The organism is Epilithonimonas xixisoli (genome assembly GCF_004365655.1).
GTDB lineage: Bacteria > Bacteroidota > Bacteroidia > Flavobacteriales > Weeksellaceae > Epilithonimonas > Epilithonimonas xixisoli.
In genome coordinates this window covers 210,343-226,668 of record NZ_SOEO01000003.1, presented here as the reverse complement: position 1 = coordinate 226,668, position 16,326 = coordinate 210,343, and the positions used below count along the sequence as shown (strand labels likewise).

General features: G+C 37.1%; 13 protein-coding genes and 1 tRNA gene. 9 read left to right on the top strand and 5 right to left on the bottom strand.

Features of this window, described 5'->3' with window-relative positions:
• The first annotated feature begins 4 nt into the window (after window positions 1-4).
• Window positions 5-1,312, top strand: a complete 1,308-nt coding sequence (locus tag B0I22_RS13025; RefSeq protein WP_133945581.1) for a hypothetical protein — start codon at window positions 5-7, stop codon at window positions 1,310-1,312.
• Between the two features lie 96 nt (window positions 1,313-1,408).
• On the opposite strand, the gene B0I22_RS13020 is transcribed toward B0I22_RS13025, so the two are convergent.
• Window positions 1,409-1,939: a DUF4468 domain-containing protein gene (locus B0I22_RS13020; RefSeq protein ID WP_133945579.1), complete on the bottom strand. Its 531-nt coding sequence runs from the start codon at window positions 1,937-1,939 to the stop codon at window positions 1,409-1,411.
• A 134-nt stretch (window positions 1,940-2,073) separates the two neighbouring features.
• Here B0I22_RS13020 and B0I22_RS13015 point away from each other — a divergent pair, with 134 nt between their 5' ends.
• Complete coding sequence (locus B0I22_RS13015; RefSeq protein WP_133945578.1) at window positions 2,074-2,667, top strand: hypothetical protein; 594 nt, start codon at window positions 2,074-2,076, stop codon at window positions 2,665-2,667.
• 223 nt (window positions 2,668-2,890) lie between these two features.
• Here B0I22_RS13015 and B0I22_RS13010 read toward each other — a convergent pair.
• A tRNA-Cys gene (locus B0I22_RS13010) sits at window positions 2,891-2,961 on the bottom strand.
• A 96-nt stretch (window positions 2,962-3,057) separates the two neighbouring features.
• Between B0I22_RS13010 and B0I22_RS16165 the strand changes: the two genes are divergently transcribed.
• Both B0I22_RS16165 and ribB read left to right on the top strand, forming a co-directional pair.
• Window positions 3,058-3,195 carry a hypothetical protein gene (locus tag B0I22_RS16165; protein ID WP_166668237.1) on the top strand — a complete coding sequence of 46 codons (138 nt, stop codon included), beginning with the start codon at window positions 3,058-3,060 and terminating at the stop codon, window positions 3,193-3,195.
• 62 nt (window positions 3,196-3,257) lie between these two features.
• Window positions 3,258-4,379 carry a 3,4-dihydroxy-2-butanone-4-phosphate synthase gene (ribB, locus tag B0I22_RS13005; protein WP_133945576.1) on the top strand — a complete coding sequence of 374 codons (1,122 nt, stop codon included), beginning with the start codon at window positions 3,258-3,260 and terminating at the stop codon, window positions 4,377-4,379.
• Window positions 4,380-4,496: 117 nt separating this feature from the next.
• Here ribB and B0I22_RS13000 read toward each other — a convergent pair whose 3' ends face one another.
• A complete protein-coding gene (locus B0I22_RS13000; RefSeq protein ID WP_133945574.1) occupies window positions 4,497-6,434 on the bottom strand; it encodes a M1 family metallopeptidase in 1,938 nt (645 codons plus the stop codon).
• Window positions 6,435-6,636: 202 nt separating this feature from the next.
• Complete coding sequence (locus tag B0I22_RS12995; RefSeq protein ID WP_133945571.1) at window positions 6,637-7,518, bottom strand: SDR family oxidoreductase; 882 nt, start codon at window positions 7,516-7,518, stop codon at window positions 6,637-6,639.
• Between the two features lie 190 nt (window positions 7,519-7,708).
• Here B0I22_RS12995 and B0I22_RS12990 point away from each other — a divergent pair, with 190 nt between their 5' ends.
• Together B0I22_RS12990 and B0I22_RS12985 are read left to right on the top strand one after the other, a co-directional pair.
• Entirely contained in the window at window positions 7,709-8,716 is a 1,008-nt protein-coding gene (locus tag B0I22_RS12990) for an aldo/keto reductase (protein WP_133945568.1), read from the top strand.
• Between the two features lie 215 nt (window positions 8,717-8,931).
• The gene (locus B0I22_RS12985) at window positions 8,932-9,828 is read left to right on the top strand and encodes a helix-turn-helix domain-containing protein (RefSeq protein WP_133945565.1); all 897 of its coding nucleotides are present in this window, start codon (window positions 8,932-8,934) and stop codon (window positions 9,826-9,828) included.
• A gap of 36 nt (window positions 9,829-9,864) precedes the next feature.
• Here B0I22_RS12985 and B0I22_RS12980 read toward each other — a convergent pair whose 3' ends face one another.
• Window positions 9,865-11,205 (bottom strand): dihydroorotase, encoded by a 1,341-nt coding sequence (locus B0I22_RS12980; RefSeq protein ID WP_133945562.1) that lies wholly within the window; start codon window positions 11,203-11,205, stop codon window positions 9,865-9,867.
• Between the two features lie 188 nt (window positions 11,206-11,393).
• Between B0I22_RS12980 and B0I22_RS12975 the strand changes: the two genes are divergently transcribed.
• Genes B0I22_RS12975 through B0I22_RS12965 form a run of 3 tightly spaced genes read left to right on the top strand, consistent with a single transcriptional unit; the run spans window position 11,394 to window position 16,267 of the window.
• A complete protein-coding gene (locus B0I22_RS12975; RefSeq protein WP_133945559.1) occupies window positions 11,394-13,691 on the top strand; it encodes a GH92 family glycosyl hydrolase in 2,298 nt (765 codons plus the stop codon).
• 45 nt (window positions 13,692-13,736) lie between these two features.
• The gene (locus B0I22_RS12970; RefSeq protein ID WP_133945556.1) at window positions 13,737-15,194 is read left to right on the top strand and encodes a lipopolysaccharide biosynthesis protein; all 1,458 of its coding nucleotides are present in this window, start codon (window positions 13,737-13,739) and stop codon (window positions 15,192-15,194) included.
• Between the two features lie 53 nt (window positions 15,195-15,247).
• Complete coding sequence (locus B0I22_RS12965; RefSeq protein WP_133945554.1) at window positions 15,248-16,267, top strand: sugar phosphate nucleotidyltransferase; 1,020 nt, start codon at window positions 15,248-15,250, stop codon at window positions 16,265-16,267.
• The last annotated feature ends 59 nt before the right edge of the window (window positions 16,268-16,326 follow it).

Genomic DNA, 16,326 nt, shown 5'->3' with positions numbered 1-16,326 from the left:
GCAAATGTTAGACAATACAAAGTTTTCCGTTACAGATATTGAGATAATAAACAGGATGTTATTGCATCCTGATTTTGTAGTATGCAGACCAAAAACAAACTATTATCATTCTTTGAAACATAGAACGCACGGAGTAAAATTGAGTTTGGATTTTCGCAAGGCAGTAGAGAACGGAAATGTAATTGGTTATGGACATTTGGAGATTAATGTAAGTCCACATTATCATTTTAACCAATACCAGCACAACGGCAACGATTTCACGCCCGAAAATAGCATTAAAACAATTATTGAGATTCTGAACTATTTGGGAATAGAACAACAAGAATACAACGAGCTGAAAGTAGTGAATATTGAATTTGGTTTAAATATCATTCCCGAAACTGATATTAAAAATTTGATTGATGGATTGTATTTCTGCAAAAAAACACCTTTCAAAACTGGGGCGTTTCCCTATTTCAAAAAAACAGATGCAACCAATTACAAACAAATAAAGGCGTACGCCAAAGGATTGCAGTTTTTAGAGTTCCCACAGTATGGTATCAATCCAAATACTTTCCGTTTTGAAGTGAAGAGTAAAGAGGCAAAGAATATTAAAAATTATGGAATCTGGAATGCAGACGACTTGACAAAACTTGACATTTACAACATACTCACTCAAACAATATTAGACGAATGGGAAGATGTTCTATTAATCAATCAAACGCCTGATTTCAGCAACTTAAAAACCGATGAGGTACAATTTATCAGAAATGGAAATAAAATTGATTTTTGGGATGATTTAAAGAATGATTCAAACCGAAATAAATTCAATCGGTACAAAGAAAAATATTACAGATTACTGAAAGGGAAAAACAATCTGCACAACCTCATCAAACTACAAATTATTGACAAACTCAATTCTTACCAAAGTGGTGCAAATTCCACACAGGGAAACCCTATTAACACGAGAAAAGAAGTTTTACCACAAACACCCATCCAACTGATAAACTTGGAATATGCACCACCTAACGAAAATAACAGAGTTTGTTTAGTGACTGAATTGGATATTTCTATGCAGAGAAAAGGGAGTAAATTTTTGTGTTTTGGAGGTTTGAAATATTACAAAGAATTTGAACCTAATATTTACAAAGACCTCGAAAATAGATTTTTGTCTGAGAAGATGAAAATTCGAGATACAGACAGCCAAATTTATTACATCGCTCACAACATTAGAAACACAAAAACGAACCCAATACACAACCCAAAACACAGCCGAAAGAGATTTGATAAAAGGAATTATAATGACTTACAGATGGAAATCGATTTTAATTGACGGTTAGCAATATTAGTATTTAAAAATTAGATAAAAAACCAATAATTAACTTGTCAATTTATACGCACGAACAGATAGGTAGATATTTTAAAGATTTTACCAATTAGACTCTGTTTCAGCAGGTTTTTTCACCAAATTTTCACCGATTTGAAATAACTCAGTTTGATAACTATCAATAAATTTTCGCAACTTTAACCAATTCTTATCTGCAGTTTTTTTAAACATTTTATAATTATTGTAGGGATATAAATCGGTGTTTAATACTACACCCATACTGGCATTACTACTATGCCTAAAGTCTGTTAAAGATATTTTAGATCTGCCATCTTTGAATAAAAACGTCATAAAAAATTCCACGTAACCACCAGCAAAACTATTGAAACCCTCCTCAGGATATGGTTTTGAAAATTTAACCTTAATAATACCTTGCGATTTATCAGATATAACAACATCTCTTTCAAACTTAAAGTTACTACCAAATATTAAAATTAGTTTATTGTTAACTCGATTGAAAAGTTGTTCTTTGGTAATTGTAGAATCAACAACAACAATCTTTTCAAAAGATAATTGCTCTTGAGAGAAAACAAATGAAGAACAGAGCAATAAAAAGTAAAGTATTTTTTTCATAGTGTAAAGTTTTTTCAAAAATACTAAGATTATCTAAACAGTTAAATTTCTTTTTTAATTAATTTCCTAACTTATAATCAAATTGAATCTATTTTCAAGTTCCCTAATAATTTAGGTTTAAAACAGTTCCAATTATGGGAAAATACGCCACCTATCCAACAGAGATTGAAAGATTAAAAATGATTTCAATTACAGACCTTAAACGAATGAAAATATTAAATCCAGATAGTTTCATTAGTACATCTATTAATTGGACAAACCAAAGTACTAATCAAAATAACGGTTCAATATCTGTCTCGATTAAAACAGAACAAAATAACGGCATAATTACATTTGATTACACATATAGAGATGTAGATAAAATCAACTACACCGCCCTACTTATAACAAAGCCATCCAATTTAGGAAAAGGCAAAATATGGTTTTTTGTTTGTCCAAAGACAGGAAGAGTTTGCAGAAAACTACATTTGATAAATGGTTATTTTGTACACCGTTCCGCCAATCCAAATTTAATGTACGAAAAACAATTAGAATCTAAGAAAATGCGAGAATGGAGCAAAATGTTTGGAATTATGCTAAATGATGAGGTTTATCAACAATTGTACAGCAAACATTTTAAAACACATTACAACGGAAAACCAACAAAAAGATATTTGAAGTTAATGAAACTGATAGGACAAAAAGAAAATACAAGTATTGAAGATTTTGAACGGTCTTTTTTGATGTAATTATCTATATTCCACTATCTGTACACCCGTGAGTAAAATATAAAAAGTTAGACAAATCTAACAATTAACTGATGTAATAATGTTTCAATATGTTTCGGAATTTTCGGAGTCCATAAAAAAGAAATAAAACACACTTTTTTCAAATGGTTGGAATTTGGTTGGAATTATCAGCAAACAAAAAACCCTAAAACATTGATAATAAATGAATTAGGGTTTACCAGTGAGGTGCCTAGCGGATTCGAACCGCTGTAGATGGTGTTGCAGACCACTGCCTAGCCGCTCGGCCAAAGCACCATTTTGTTGGAGTGCAAATTTAATGAAATTTTTCTAATTTCAAATTTTAATGGCCCTTTATTTCAAAATTTTTTTTTAGCCTTTGTAAAATGTTGATTGATAGGCCAAACGTCTCCTAGCCCTGATGGTAATGGAAATCCCACAGCAAGCGATGGACAAAGCCTGGCGCGAGGAATTGCAATGGACAGCAGGTTCCCGGCTCCTCAAAAATATACAGGTTTTGCATATCTTTAATCGATTTTTACAATCTTTATTTAGGTTCTAAATAAGTATCTTTGCAAAAAAATTTTAGTACAATGGATAAGATCCAACTTAATACGATAGCGGAAGCCATAGAAGACCTCAAAAACGGGAAAATGATCATCGTGGTAGATGACGAGGATCGTGAGAACGAAGGCGACCTTCTTGCTGCTGCAGAACTGACCACGACGGAGATCATCAACTTTATGACGATCCACGCAAGAGGTTTGATCTGTATGCCGCTGACCGAAAAGAGATGTGACGAACTGGAACTTAACTCGATGGTTGCCAATTCTACGGATCCGAAAGAAACGGCGTTTACGGTTTCTGTGGATTTGCTTGGAAAAGGTGCTACAACCGGAATCTCTGCCGGTGACCGTGCAAAAACGATCTTGGCCATTATGGATCAGAACACCAAACCTGGCGATCTGATGAGACCTGGACACATCTTCCCACTTCGTGCAAAAGAAGGCGGTGTTTTAAAAAGAGCAGGACATACAGAAGCTGCCATTGATTTGACAAGATTAGCCGGACTAAAAGAAGGTGGCGTAATCTGTGAAATTATGAAAGACGATGGCGATATGGCGAGGCTTCCAGATCTTTTGGAATTCGGAAAGAAACACAACCTAAAAGTCGTTTCCATAGAAGACCTCATCCACTACAGACTGAGACAGGGCGACCTTGTAGAAAGAATCGAGGAGCGTGATATAAAGACACATTTCGGGGATTTCAAGTTTTATGTTTTTGAGGAAAAGCCGACGGAGCAGATTCATTTTGCTTTGACGACGGGAACTTGGACGCCAGACGAATCCGTGCTTGTGAGAGTTCAATCTTCGAGTTCTTATTTCGATGTTTTGAGCAGACTTTCTAATGGCGAACATCCGTTGATGCAACGTGTTGTGGATCTCATCAATTCTGAAGGAAAAGGTGCGGTGGTTTTCATTAATAATGTTTCGAACAAAGAAAATACATTGAGTAAACTTCAGCATTTCCTGAATTATCAGGATGGAACGAGCGAACTTCCTACCATTGCCCCAAACTTCCGCGATTATGGAATTGGAACGCAGATATTGAAGGATCTGGGTATTAATAAATTTAAAGTGATCACACAGAATCCTAGCATCAAACCAATTATTTCTGGTTATGATGTTGAAGTGACGGAGATGGTGGCTTTATAGACTAAGAGACAATAGACGAATAGATGATAGACTTTTATCATTATTATATAACATAAAAAAGCGCTCCAATTGGAACGCTTTTTTGTCTATTATCTATTCGTCTATTGTCTATCAGTCTTAGTTCCCTGGCCAAACATTATTTTTAGCATTCACATCTGGAACTGTAGATTGAGGATCCAATTTTACTTGAGTCACTTCTTTCGTAGAATCTATTTGGAAAGTCCATTCTGTGTTTCGTTTCCAAACCTCCACTGGAAGTTTCACCACTTCTGTTGTTCCATCTTTGAATTTCACTTCCACCGTAGTCGGCATTGGCAATTGTCCAAGATTTTCTACCGTGATTTGCGCACCGTTTTTGAAATCGCCGTTCACAGGTTTTACGTTTTTCACGGCTTGGTCTATTTTCCATTTGTTCATAAACCAACCTCTCCAGAACCAGTTGAGCTCCTCTCCGGAAACATTCTCTATCGTATGGAAAAAATCCCACGGCGTTGGATGTTTGTAAGCCCATCTGTTGATGTAAGTTTTGAAAGCTTTATCAAATTTCTCTGGTCCAAGTACGCTTTCTCTCAAAACGCCAAGTCCCAATCCAGGTTTGAAATAAGCTAAAACCCCAATGCTTCTCTCCTTCATATTGTCTGGACCAACCATCACTGGCTCAAAACTATCATTAAGGACGTAAGCTCCCATTTGTGCAATATTCTGCTTGCGGTGGTATTCTCCTTTGTTGAATGCTTCGGTAGAAAGTTCATTAATGAAAGTATTGAAACCTTCGTCCATCCAAGCAAAAAGTCTTTCGTTGGAACCCACGATCATCGGAAACCAAGTGTGACCAAATTCGTGATCTGTAACGCCCCAAAGTCCTTCTCCTTTGGAGTTCATATGACAAAAGACAATTCCTGGATATTCCATTCCGCCCTCATTTCCTGCTACGTTTGTTGCTGCTGGATACGGATATTCGAACCATTTTCCAGAATAATGTTCGATGGAAGCTTTGGTATATTCCGTAGATCTCCCCCACGCTTTTTCGCCAGCACTTTCTACTGGATAAGCCGAGATTGCCAAAGATTTTTTACCGCTTGGAAGATTGATCCTCGCGGCATCCAAGATGAACGCTGTAGATGAAGCCCAAGCAAAGTCTCTTGATTTTTCTATTTTGAATTTCCAAGTTTTTGTACCCGACTTGGTGTTTTTACCCAATTCTGATTCCGGACGAATCATCACGGTTTTCTCACTGGTTCTTGCCTGATTCCAACGGCTGATCTCTTCTTTGGAATAAACTTCTTTTTCATTAAGCAATTCTCCCGAAGCTACTACGTAATGATTTGCCGGAACGGTGATGTTTGCTGATAAAGTTCCATACTCCAAAAAGAATTCCGACGCACCTAAGTAAGGTGTTGTGTTCCATCCCAAAATGTCATCATAAACGCACATTCTTGGGTACCATTGCGCCATTGTAAAGATTTTCCCATTTTTGGTATCTTCGATTCCCATTCTGTCAGATCCGTATTTCGGGGAAAGGAAAGAATATTCGATTTTCAATTTTGCAACGCCTCCATTGGCTTTCAGATCATTTGGAAGATCGATTTGCATTCTGGTATCAGTAACGGTGTATTTGACATCTTTTCCATCGTATTTCACAGATTTGATTCTGTAGCCACCATCAAAGTCTTGACCTTTCGCTCCATTTCTACTTCCGGAAAGTGGGATCAAAGCATTGCCGCGTGAATCTTTTGCAAATAGATTTTGATCCAATTGCAACCAAAGAAAACTTAACAGATCTGGACTGTTGTTGGTATAAATAATCTCTGCAGTTCCCGTGATTTCGTTTTTATTTTCATCGAGGCTCACATTGAGTTGATAATCTGCCGAGTTCTGCCAATATTTGTGTCCCGGTTGTCCGCTTGCCGAGCGGGTTTCTGTTCCGCTTTGAGGATAAAATAAAGGTTTAAAAGCTTCAGTGTAACTGTACTTTGGCGATTCCTGCGCGAACACATTTGTTGTAAATGCAAATATCGCAACAGCGGAAAAGAGTGTTGGAAGTTTGAAATTCATTGATGGAAAATTTTAGTGATAAATAAAATTAGTCAATAAAATCCGAAACTTGTTACATCATTATAACGAAGTATAAGCAACTTCATAAAAAAACCACGCGTGCTATCAAATGATGGCAAGTGTGGTTTCGATCCTTGACAAGCTTGCCGTTGAGTGACGGCAAGTGTGGTAATTTTAACTATGTGCTAAATTGAATATGATTTTAATTCGATTTCTTCGCTTTAATCATATTCTCAAGCATATCCCACATTTCCTGCGGAATATCCTCCAGCATATTGAATTCGCCGGCACCTTGAAGCCATTCGCCACCATCGATGGTCACGACTTCACCATTCACGAAAGATGAAAAATCTGAAACCAGATAAGCCGCAAGATTGGCCAATTCCTGATGTTCCCCTACTCTTTTGAGCGGATTTTTTTTGGCCAAATCAAATTTATCTTTCATATCTCCGGGCAACAATCTGTCCCAAGCACCTTTCGTAGGGAATGGTCCTGGCGCAATCGCATTGAAGCGGATGTTATATTTCCCCCACTCTACAGCCAAACTTCTTGTCATAGCCAAAACGCCAGCTTTTGCACAAGCGGATGGAACGACGTAAGCCGAACCTGTCCAGGCGTAAGTAGTTACAATATTCAAAACGGTTCCAGGCACTCTGTTGTCAATCCAATATTTCCCGATGGAAAGTGTGCAGTTTTTGGTTCCTTTCAAAACAATATCCAAAATAGAATCAAATGCGGAATGCGTGAGTCTTTCGGTTGGTGAGATGAAGTTTCCAGCGGCGTTGTTCAAAAGAATATCAATCCTCCCGAATTCCTTCAACGTGGCTTCTTTCATCGCTTCCACTTCGTCCCAGTTTCGGACGTCGCAGGCTACGCAAAGGACTTTTCCGCCAGTTTCTTCCTCCAATTCCTTTGCAGTTCCTTGGAGTTTCTCAAGATTTCTGGAAGTGATTACGACTTTTGCGCCGAGCTGAAGAAAATATTTGGTCATTGCTTTTCCTAGTCCGCTTCCGCCACCTGTTACGATGGCCACTTTATCTTTGAGTGCGTCTTCGCGCAACATTGGTTGTGAATATGGATTCATTAAATAAATGCTTTTGAGATTAAAATTAAAATCAATTGTGTCTTTGGTAAAATTAGATTTTTATTTCGTGATAAGAATTAACAAAAGTTATGCAAGAAATATGAACCGTGATCTGCATACAATATTCTTCATTTTGAATACATCAGACTTCTAATTTCTGCTGAATTTTGTATCAATAAAAATCAACATTATGAAATTGAATCAGGTAAAATTAGGAAATCAAGGATTAATCATTCCGAATATCGGCTTGGGATGTATGGGAATGACCAGCTTTGGAGATGCCGACACTTACGGTAAGCACGACGAAAAAGAAGCGATTGCCACCATTCACCGTTCGCTGGAATTGGGCGGAAATTTTCTCGACACTGCCGACCTTTACGGGCCATTTACAAATGAACGACTCATCGCAAAAGCCATTGAAGGAAACCGCAATGAATATATTATTGCAACGAAATTCGGTTGGGAAATTGATGACAGCGAACAGATTACGTGGAAAATTAATGGACAAAAAGATTATGTGAAAAAGTCTGTTGAGCGTTCACTGAAAAACCTTAAAACAGATTACATCGACCTTTATTATATGCACCGTCTTGATAAAAATGTTCCGGTTGAAGAAACGGTTGGAGCGATGAGCGATTTGGTGAAGGAAGGAAAAATCGGGTACATTGGTCTGTCGGAAGTTTCTTCTGAAACGGTGAAAAAAGCGCACTCAATTCATCCGATTACAGCGGTACAAAGTGAATATTCTCTGTTTGAAAGAACGGTTGAAGAAAAAGGTGTTATTAAAACTTTAAACGAACTGGGAATTGGTTTCGTGGCATATTCTCCGTTGGGTAGAGGATTTTTGTCGGGACAAATCCGTTCGATTGATGATTTGGCAGAAAATGATTTCCGCAGAGCAATTCCGAGATTTCAGGAGGAGCATTTTTATAAAAATATTGAGCTCGTGGAAGCGATTGAAAATATGGCGAAAGAAAAAGGAATCACTTCTTCCCAACTGGCTTTGGCGTGGATTATCAGCAAAGGAATTGTTCCGATTCCAGGGACGAAACGCAGAACTTATCTTGAACAGAATATTGAAGCCAGCAAAATTGTCTTGAGCGAAGCTGATGTTCAGAAGCTGGAAAGTATCGTACCTTTGGGAACAGACACCGGAGCGACTTATGATGAGTTTGGGATGGGACTTTTGGATTATTAGTTCTTGCCACAAATGCACGAATTTTAATTTAAAAAACATTAAACCTTCAAGGTTTGTTTAAAACGCAATACGATTGCGCCCCGGCTTGAACGGAGCTCTTTTTGTGAGGAGGTACGACGAGCAAAAAAGCGGGAGTGGAAGACGGATAAAGGCGCCCAAACCTAACAAAGTGGTTCGAGTCAAATTATTACCTTTAATATTTAGAATTTTAAGTTATGAACACGATAAAATCCATCTCCGCTTTTCACAGATTACTGTCGCTTCCGGAGCCGAAACATCCGATGGTCAGCGTTATCAATCTTTCTGAAAGTGTCTTTATTGAGGATGAGGTTTGGAAGGGTTTTGTGAGCCGGTATTACTGCGTTGCGCTCAAACGGAATGCGACCGGAAAAATGAGGTATGGCCAGCAACATTACGATTATGACAAAGGTGTTTTGAGTTTCACGGCGCCAAATCAGGTGCAATATCTGGAATTGAAAACGATGGATTGTGAAAACACAGGTTATCTATTAATTTTTCACGAAGATTTCCTGCTGAAACAGCCTTTGGCAATGACCATTTCGTCTTATGGATTTTTTTCTTATGCTGTAAATGAAGCCTTACATCTCTCTGAGGATGAAGAAAATGATTTGCTGGAAATTTTAAATAAAATTGATAAGGAATGTCAGCACATTGACCAGCACACGCAGGAAATTATTTTGTCTCAAATTGAATTGTTGCTGAATTACTCCAAACGGTTTTATGAAAGACAGTTCATTACCAGAAAAAGCGGGAGTCATCAGCTTTTGACGAAGTTTGAATCGTTTCTTAATGATTATTTTGATAGAGAATCATCCGAAAAAGGTTTATTGACCGTTCATCAGATTGCCGAAGCGATGAATCTTTCTCCGAATTATTTAAGTGACTTATTAAGAATTCAAACCGGACAAAATACTCAGCAACACATTCACGAAAAGTTGATTAGCAAAGCGAAAGAGAAACTTTCTACGACTGAATTATCCGTGAGTGAAATCGCTTATGAATTGGGGTTTGAACATTCGCAATCGTTCAGTACACTTTTTAAAAAGAAAACGAAAATGTCGCCTTTGGAATTTAGGCAATCTTTTAATTAAAAACAAAAAACGACTGCAAATTTGCAGTCGTTTTTGTTATTCCTGAACTTCAAAAAGCAATCGTTCCCCGAATTTCTCTTCATTAATTTTCCCGTTTTCATAAGCCAGATTTCCGTTCACGAAAGTATGCGTCACTTTAAAACTGAAATTCATTCCTTCCAACGGACTCCAGCCACATTTGTACAGGATATTTTCTTTTTCAACAGTCCAGTTTTGATCCAAATCAACCAAAACCAAATCTGCTTTATATCCTTCTTTTATAAAACCTCTTTTCTCAATTCTAAACAGAATCGCAGGATTGTGACACATCTTCTCAACGATTTTCTCCAAAGTGATTTTACCGTTTCGGAAATTCTCCAGCATCACGACCAAAGAATGCTGAACCAACGGCGCTCCTGATGGACATTTTGTATAAACATTCTGTTTTTCTTCCCAAGTGTGAGGCGCGTGGTCGGTTGCGATGACATCGATTCTGTCATCCAGCAAAGCTTCCCAAAGTCCGTCTTTGTCTTTCTGCGTTTTTACGGCTGGATTCCATTTGATTAATCCGCTTTTTGTTTCGTAATCTTCATTCGTGAAAGTCAAGTGATGAACGCAAACTTCGGCTGTTATTTTTTTATCTTTTAATGGAATATCATTTCTAAAAAGCTCTGTTTCAATCGCTGTTGACAAATGGAAAACGTGTAAACGCGCGCCTGTTTTTTCTGCCAGTTCAATAGCTTTTGAGGAAGATTTAAAGCAAGCTTCTTCGCTTCTGATGAGATGATGAAATTTCACTGGAATATCTTCGCCGTATTCCGCTTTGTACTTTTCTGTGTTTTCCCGAATGGTCGCTTCATCTTCGCAATGAACAGCAATCAGCATTCTGGTATTGCTGAAAATATTTTCTAAAGTTTCAGGATTATCAACCAACATATTTCCTGTGGATGAACCTAAAAACAATTTGATTCCGGGAACATTTCTTGGATTTGTTTTTAAAACTTCCTCAAGATTATCATTCGTTCCGCCCATCATAAATCCGTAATTGGCGAATGATTTTTGAGAAGCTATTTCATATTTATTAGCTAACAATTCCTGAGTGACCGCATTTGGAACTGTGTTCGGTTGTTCGATAAAACTGGTTGTTCCACCTGCGATTGCAGAACGGGATTCAGATTCTATATCACCTTTGTGAGTTAAACCTGGTTCGCGAAAATGGACTTGGTCATCGATGATTCCAGGCAAAAGATATTTTCCGGAAGCATCGATGATTTGGTCAACATTTTCTTCAGAGATATTTTTTGAAATCTTTGAAATCAAATCATTTTCAATCAGAATATCACTTTCGAAGACCAGATTTTCATTTACGATTTGGGCATTTTTTATTAGAATTTTCATTTTACTTTTTTAGATAGAAACAAAATTAAGTTTTTGAATTAATAAACCACAAAAGTCACAAAAGAAAAAAGCAATCTTCATTAATTAGGTCAAAGAATACAAAGTTTTTCATTATTTAGGATTTCTAAAGTCAAGAAAACTTTTGTGTCTTTTGTGGTTTTAACTAAATTGCTTCAAAATTCCAAAGAATGTCTCCAAGAAAATACATTTTAATTCTGCCCGTTTTATTCGTTTCATTATTCAGTTCTCAAAAATTAGAAAAGCTCTCAAAATTCGTGAATCCAATCATTGGAACCGAAAAAATGGGACATACTTTTCCGGGAGCAATTGTACCTTTTGGTGCCGTTCAGCTAAGTCCGGAAACTGATTCACTTTCTTATGAAGTCAATGGAAAATACAATCCTGATGTTTATAAATATTGCGCTGGCTATCGCTACGAAGACAAAACGATTGTTGGATTTTCGCACACGCATTTCAGCGGAACGGGACATTCGGATTTGGGCGATTTTTTGATAATGCCAACAGTTGGAAAATTAAAATTAAATCCCGGAACGGCGCAAAATCCAGAAAGTGGATTCCGTTCCAGATTTTCTCATCAAAACGAAAAAGCGGAAGCAGGTTATTACAAAGTGAAGCTTGACGATTATAATATTTTGGCAGAAATGACCGCTACAACGAGAGTTGGCGTTCATCAATATACATTTCCGAAATCGGATGATGCGCATATTATTTTGGATTTGATGGCAGGAATTTATAATTATGACGATAAGAATGTCTGGACTTATGTGAGAATTGAAAACGACCACAGAATCACTGGATATCGACAAACCAACGGTTGGGCAAGAACGAGAACAGTTTATTTTGCAATGGAATTTTCAAAGCCGTTCAAATCTTATGGTCAGAAAAATTTTGATACGAAACAAGCTTACCGCGGATTCTGGAGAAAATGGAATCAGGACGAAAATTTCCCAGAGATTGCCGGCAAGAAAATCAGAATGCATTTTGATTTTGACACGCAGGAGAATGAGAAAGTTCAAATCAAATTTGCGATTTCGCCAGTCAGTCAGGCCAATGCTTTGGAAAATTTAACCAAAGAAACGCCGGATTGGAACTTCGAAAAAATAAAATCTCAAGCTCAAAATTATTGGAATAAGGAATTGAATAAAATCGTTGTCAACACACTTTCCGAAGATGACAAAGTGAATTTTTATACGGCGATGTACCACACGTTCATTAATCCAACCACTTATATGGATGCGAACGGCGAATACAAAGGTCTTGACCAAAACGTACATCAAGCCAAAGGTTTTACGAATTACACGACGTTTTCACTTTGGGACACTTATCGCGCGTTGCATCCGTTTTTCAATATCATTCAGCCAAAACGGAACAATGATATGATTAAATCGATGATGGCGCATTACGACCAATTCAGTTTGAAAATGTTGCCGATCTGGTCACATTACGCCAACGAAAATTGGTGTATGAGCGGTTATCATTCGGTTTCATTGATTGCTGATGCGATTATCAAAGGCACTTACACTGGAAATCCGGACGAAGCTCTGAAGGCCTGCATTGCGACTTCCAGCAAAAGAAATTACGAAGGCATCGGCGAATACATCGACAAAGGTTACATCTCTTCGGAGAAAAATGGAACGTCGGTTTCCAATACTGTTGAATATGCTTACGACGATTGGGCGATTGCTCAAATTGCTAAGAAATTAGACAAAACTGATATTTATAATGAATATCTAAAACGTTCCGAAAACTGGAAAAACGTCTTTGATAAATCCATCGGATTTATGAGACTGAGATTGTCTGACGGAAGTTTCAAAAAGGAATTTGATTTGATGAGCACACACGGACAAGGCTTCATCGAAGGGAATTCCTGGAATTACAGCTTCTTCGTTCCGCACAATCCTGAGGAATTGATGAAATCGATGGGTGGACAAAAGAAATTCGGGGAAAATCTTGATGAACTATTTTCAATGCATTTGCCTGACGCGTTTTTTGCGGATACGGAAGATATTACCAGAGAAGGAATTATCGGCGGTTATGTTCACGGAAACGAACCGGCGCATCACGTGGCTTATCTTTATAATGTTGCTGGACAACCTTGGAAAACTCAAGCTCAAATCCGAAAAATCCTGACAATGCAGTATAAAGCAAAACCAGATGGTTTGGGAGGAAATGACGATTGCGGACAGATGAGCGCGTGGTATATTTTCAGCAGTTTGGGATTCTATCCCGTGTCGCCAGGTTCCGATGAATACTGGATTGGAAGTCCGAGTATCGTCAACGCAAAATTGAATTTGGAGAACGGAAAAACCTTTGAAATCGAAGCTAAAAATCAATCAGAAAAGAATGTTTACATCGAAAGAATCGAGCTGAATGGAAAACCGTTTGAAGGCTACAAATTGAAGCACGACGACATTATGAAAGGTGGAAAATTGGTTTTCTTTATGAATTATAAGTTGAAGAAATAAATCGGATTCTTGTCAGAATAGATTATTTTTGCAAAAATTTTTGAATTGAAGAAATTACTTGGACAAACTGCGCTTTATGGATTAACAACTGTGATTATCAGGCTGTTTCCATTCGTCATTAATCCAATTATAACGAGAACTTTTGGTCCTACAGCTTATTCACCTTTTGCCGATTTTTATTCTGTAGCGGGCGTTATCGCCGTACTTTTGACCCACGGAATGGAAACCACTTTTTTCCGATTTGCCTTGGATGAAAAAGATGACAGAAAACTGATTTCGACTGCTTTTTTCAGCGTTTTGACAGTAACATTAATCTATTTATTTTTCACATTACTCTACCGACAGCCTTTAGCAATTGCTTTCAAAACGCCTGACCAAGTGGATTTACTGGCAATTCTTACAGTTACTCTGGCATTAGACGCTTTTTCCGCAATGCCTTTTGTAATGCTAAGGAAAAACGAAAGACCTTTAAAATATGCCGGAATCCGAATCACTAATGGGATTATCAATTTCCTATTAGTTGTATTTTTCATCATCATTCTTCCAAGATATCCAGAAGGAATTTTCGGTTTGAAATATAATTCTGAATTTGGAATTGGTTACGTTTTTGTCGCAAATCTGGTTGCAAGTGCTGTCACTTTTTTGATGTTGTCTCAAGAATTATTAATTGCAAGGATAAAGCATTTTTCTTGGGAACTTTGGAAAAAAATGATAAAATATTCTTGGCCAATTACCATAGCAGGTTTAGCTGGAATCATCAATGAGACCTTTGACAGACAGTTCCTTAAATTCCTTTTGCCAGACGAAATTGGAAGACACGAATTGGGCGTTTACGGCGGTGTTGCGAAAGTGGTGACGTTTGTAATTTTGTTCAGACAAGCTTACTCTTTGGGAATCGAACCGTTCTTTTTCAGTAATTCGAAAAATGCAAATGCGAAAGAAATGTATGTCAAACTGATGGACATTTTCATCGCCATCAATTGTTTGATTGTCTTATTTTTATCCGTTAATTTGGATTGGATTGCAAAAATTTACATCAACAATCCGGAATATTATGAGGGAATTTCGATTCTCCCAATTTTGCTTTTTGCAAGCTTGTTTTTGGGAATCTATCTCAACCTATCCATTTGGTATAAGTTGACGGACAAAACCATCATTGGTGCTTACATTTCTACCATTGGCGTTTTAATAACCATAATAATTAATTTTTATTTTATTCCTAAATATGGATATTGGGCCTCGACTTGGGCAACGATTGGCAGTTATTTTGCTATGATGGTCATATCTTACATTTGGGGCCAATACAAATATCCTGTTCCTTACAATATTTATAAAAACTCGATTGTCATTTTAATAACAATGTTGGCATCTTTGCTATGTTATCAATATTTAAAACAAAACATTTGGCTGGGTAATCTTATATTTATACTTTTGGCAACCGTTTTACTTAAGAAAGAAAATATGATTCCTAATAAAATTTTAAGTAAATTCGAAAAAAAATAAAAACTCAAACAAATTAAAAACCAACTGATAACCAATTATTTAAAAACAATTTTATGAAAATAATCGTACCTATGGCTGGACGTGGATCCAGACTGAGACCACATACTTTAACAGTTCCAAAACCTCTGATTCCGATAGCAGGGAAACCAATTGTACAAAGGCTGGTTGAAGACATTGCAAAAGTAGCGAATCAGCCAATCGAGGAAATCGCTTTCATTATTGGAGATTTCGGACCAGAGGTTGAAGCTTCCCTTATCAAAGTAGCGGAAAATCTTGGCGCAAAAGGAAGCATTTATACCCAAACCGAACCTCTTGGAACAGCGCATGCCATTAACTGTGCGAGAAAAAGTATGAGTGGACCGGTAATTATTGCGTTCGCAGACACACTTTTCCGTGCTGATTTTCATTTGGACACTAATGCTGATGGAGTAATTTGGGTTAAAAAAGTAGAAGATCCTTCTGCTTTTGGTGTTGTGAAATTGGATGATTATGGTTTCATCACAGATTTTGTGGAAAAACCGAAAGAATTTGTTTCTGATCTTGCCATTATCGGAATTTATTATTTCAACTCTGCTGAAAAATTGATGGCAGAAATCGACCATATTATGGATAACAAAATTATGGAAGGTGGGGAATATCAATTGACAACAGCATTAGAAAACCTCAGAGCAAAAGGCGCTAAATTCTCTCTTGGAAAAGTAGATGACTGGATGGATTGTGGAAACAAAAATGCGACCGTGGAAACCAACAGCAAGATTTTGGAATACGAAAAAGAATGTATGGCAACCTATCCAAGCTCTGCGAATATCGAAAATTGCATGATTATTCCGCCTTGTTTCATTGGTGAAAATGTGAAGATTTTGAATTCGAAAATTGGACCTAATGTTTCTCTTGGAAATAATACTGTGGTAATTAATTCTAACATTGACAACTCATTGATCCAAGAAAACACAATCATCGATCACGGAAATCTGAGCAACTCAATGATTGGAAACTCTGCAAAATACTTTGGTGTGGCAAGAGAAATTTCTTTGGGAGATTATTCCGTTCTTGATTTTCTTTCGAAAGATTAAATTCACTCTTAATAATATATCAACTTTGTCAAGGCTTGAACTTTGACAAAGTTTTTGTT

Coding starts and splice junctions, on each gene's coding strand:
- B0I22_RS13025 (WP_133945581.1), top strand. CDS start 5: ATGTTAGACAATACAAAGTTTTCCGTTACAGATATTGAGATAATAAAC.
- B0I22_RS13020 (WP_133945579.1), bottom strand. CDS start 1,939: ATGAAAAAAATACTTTACTTTTTATTGCTCTGTTCTTCATTTGTTTTC.
- B0I22_RS13015 (WP_133945578.1), top strand. CDS start 2,074: ATGGGAAAATACGCCACCTATCCAACAGAGATTGAAAGATTAAAAATG.
- ribB (WP_133945576.1), top strand. CDS start 3,258: ATGGATAAGATCCAACTTAATACGATAGCGGAAGCCATAGAAGACCTC.
- B0I22_RS13000 (WP_133945574.1), bottom strand. CDS start 6,434: ATGAATTTCAAACTTCCAACACTCTTTTCCGCTGTTGCGATATTTGCA.
- B0I22_RS12995 (WP_133945571.1), bottom strand. CDS start 7,518: ATGAATCCATATTCACAACCAATGTTGCGCGAAGACGCACTCAAAGAT.
- B0I22_RS12990 (WP_133945568.1), top strand. CDS start 7,709: ATGAAATTGAATCAGGTAAAATTAGGAAATCAAGGATTAATCATTCCG.
- B0I22_RS12985 (WP_133945565.1), top strand. CDS start 8,932: ATGAACACGATAAAATCCATCTCCGCTTTTCACAGATTACTGTCGCTT.
- B0I22_RS12980 (WP_133945562.1), bottom strand. CDS start 11,205: ATGAAAATTCTAATAAAAAATGCCCAAATCGTAAATGAAAATCTGGTC.
- B0I22_RS12975 (WP_133945559.1), top strand. CDS start 11,394: ATGTCTCCAAGAAAATACATTTTAATTCTGCCCGTTTTATTCGTTTCA.
- B0I22_RS12965 (WP_133945554.1), top strand. CDS start 15,248: ATGAAAATAATCGTACCTATGGCTGGACGTGGATCCAGACTGAGACCA.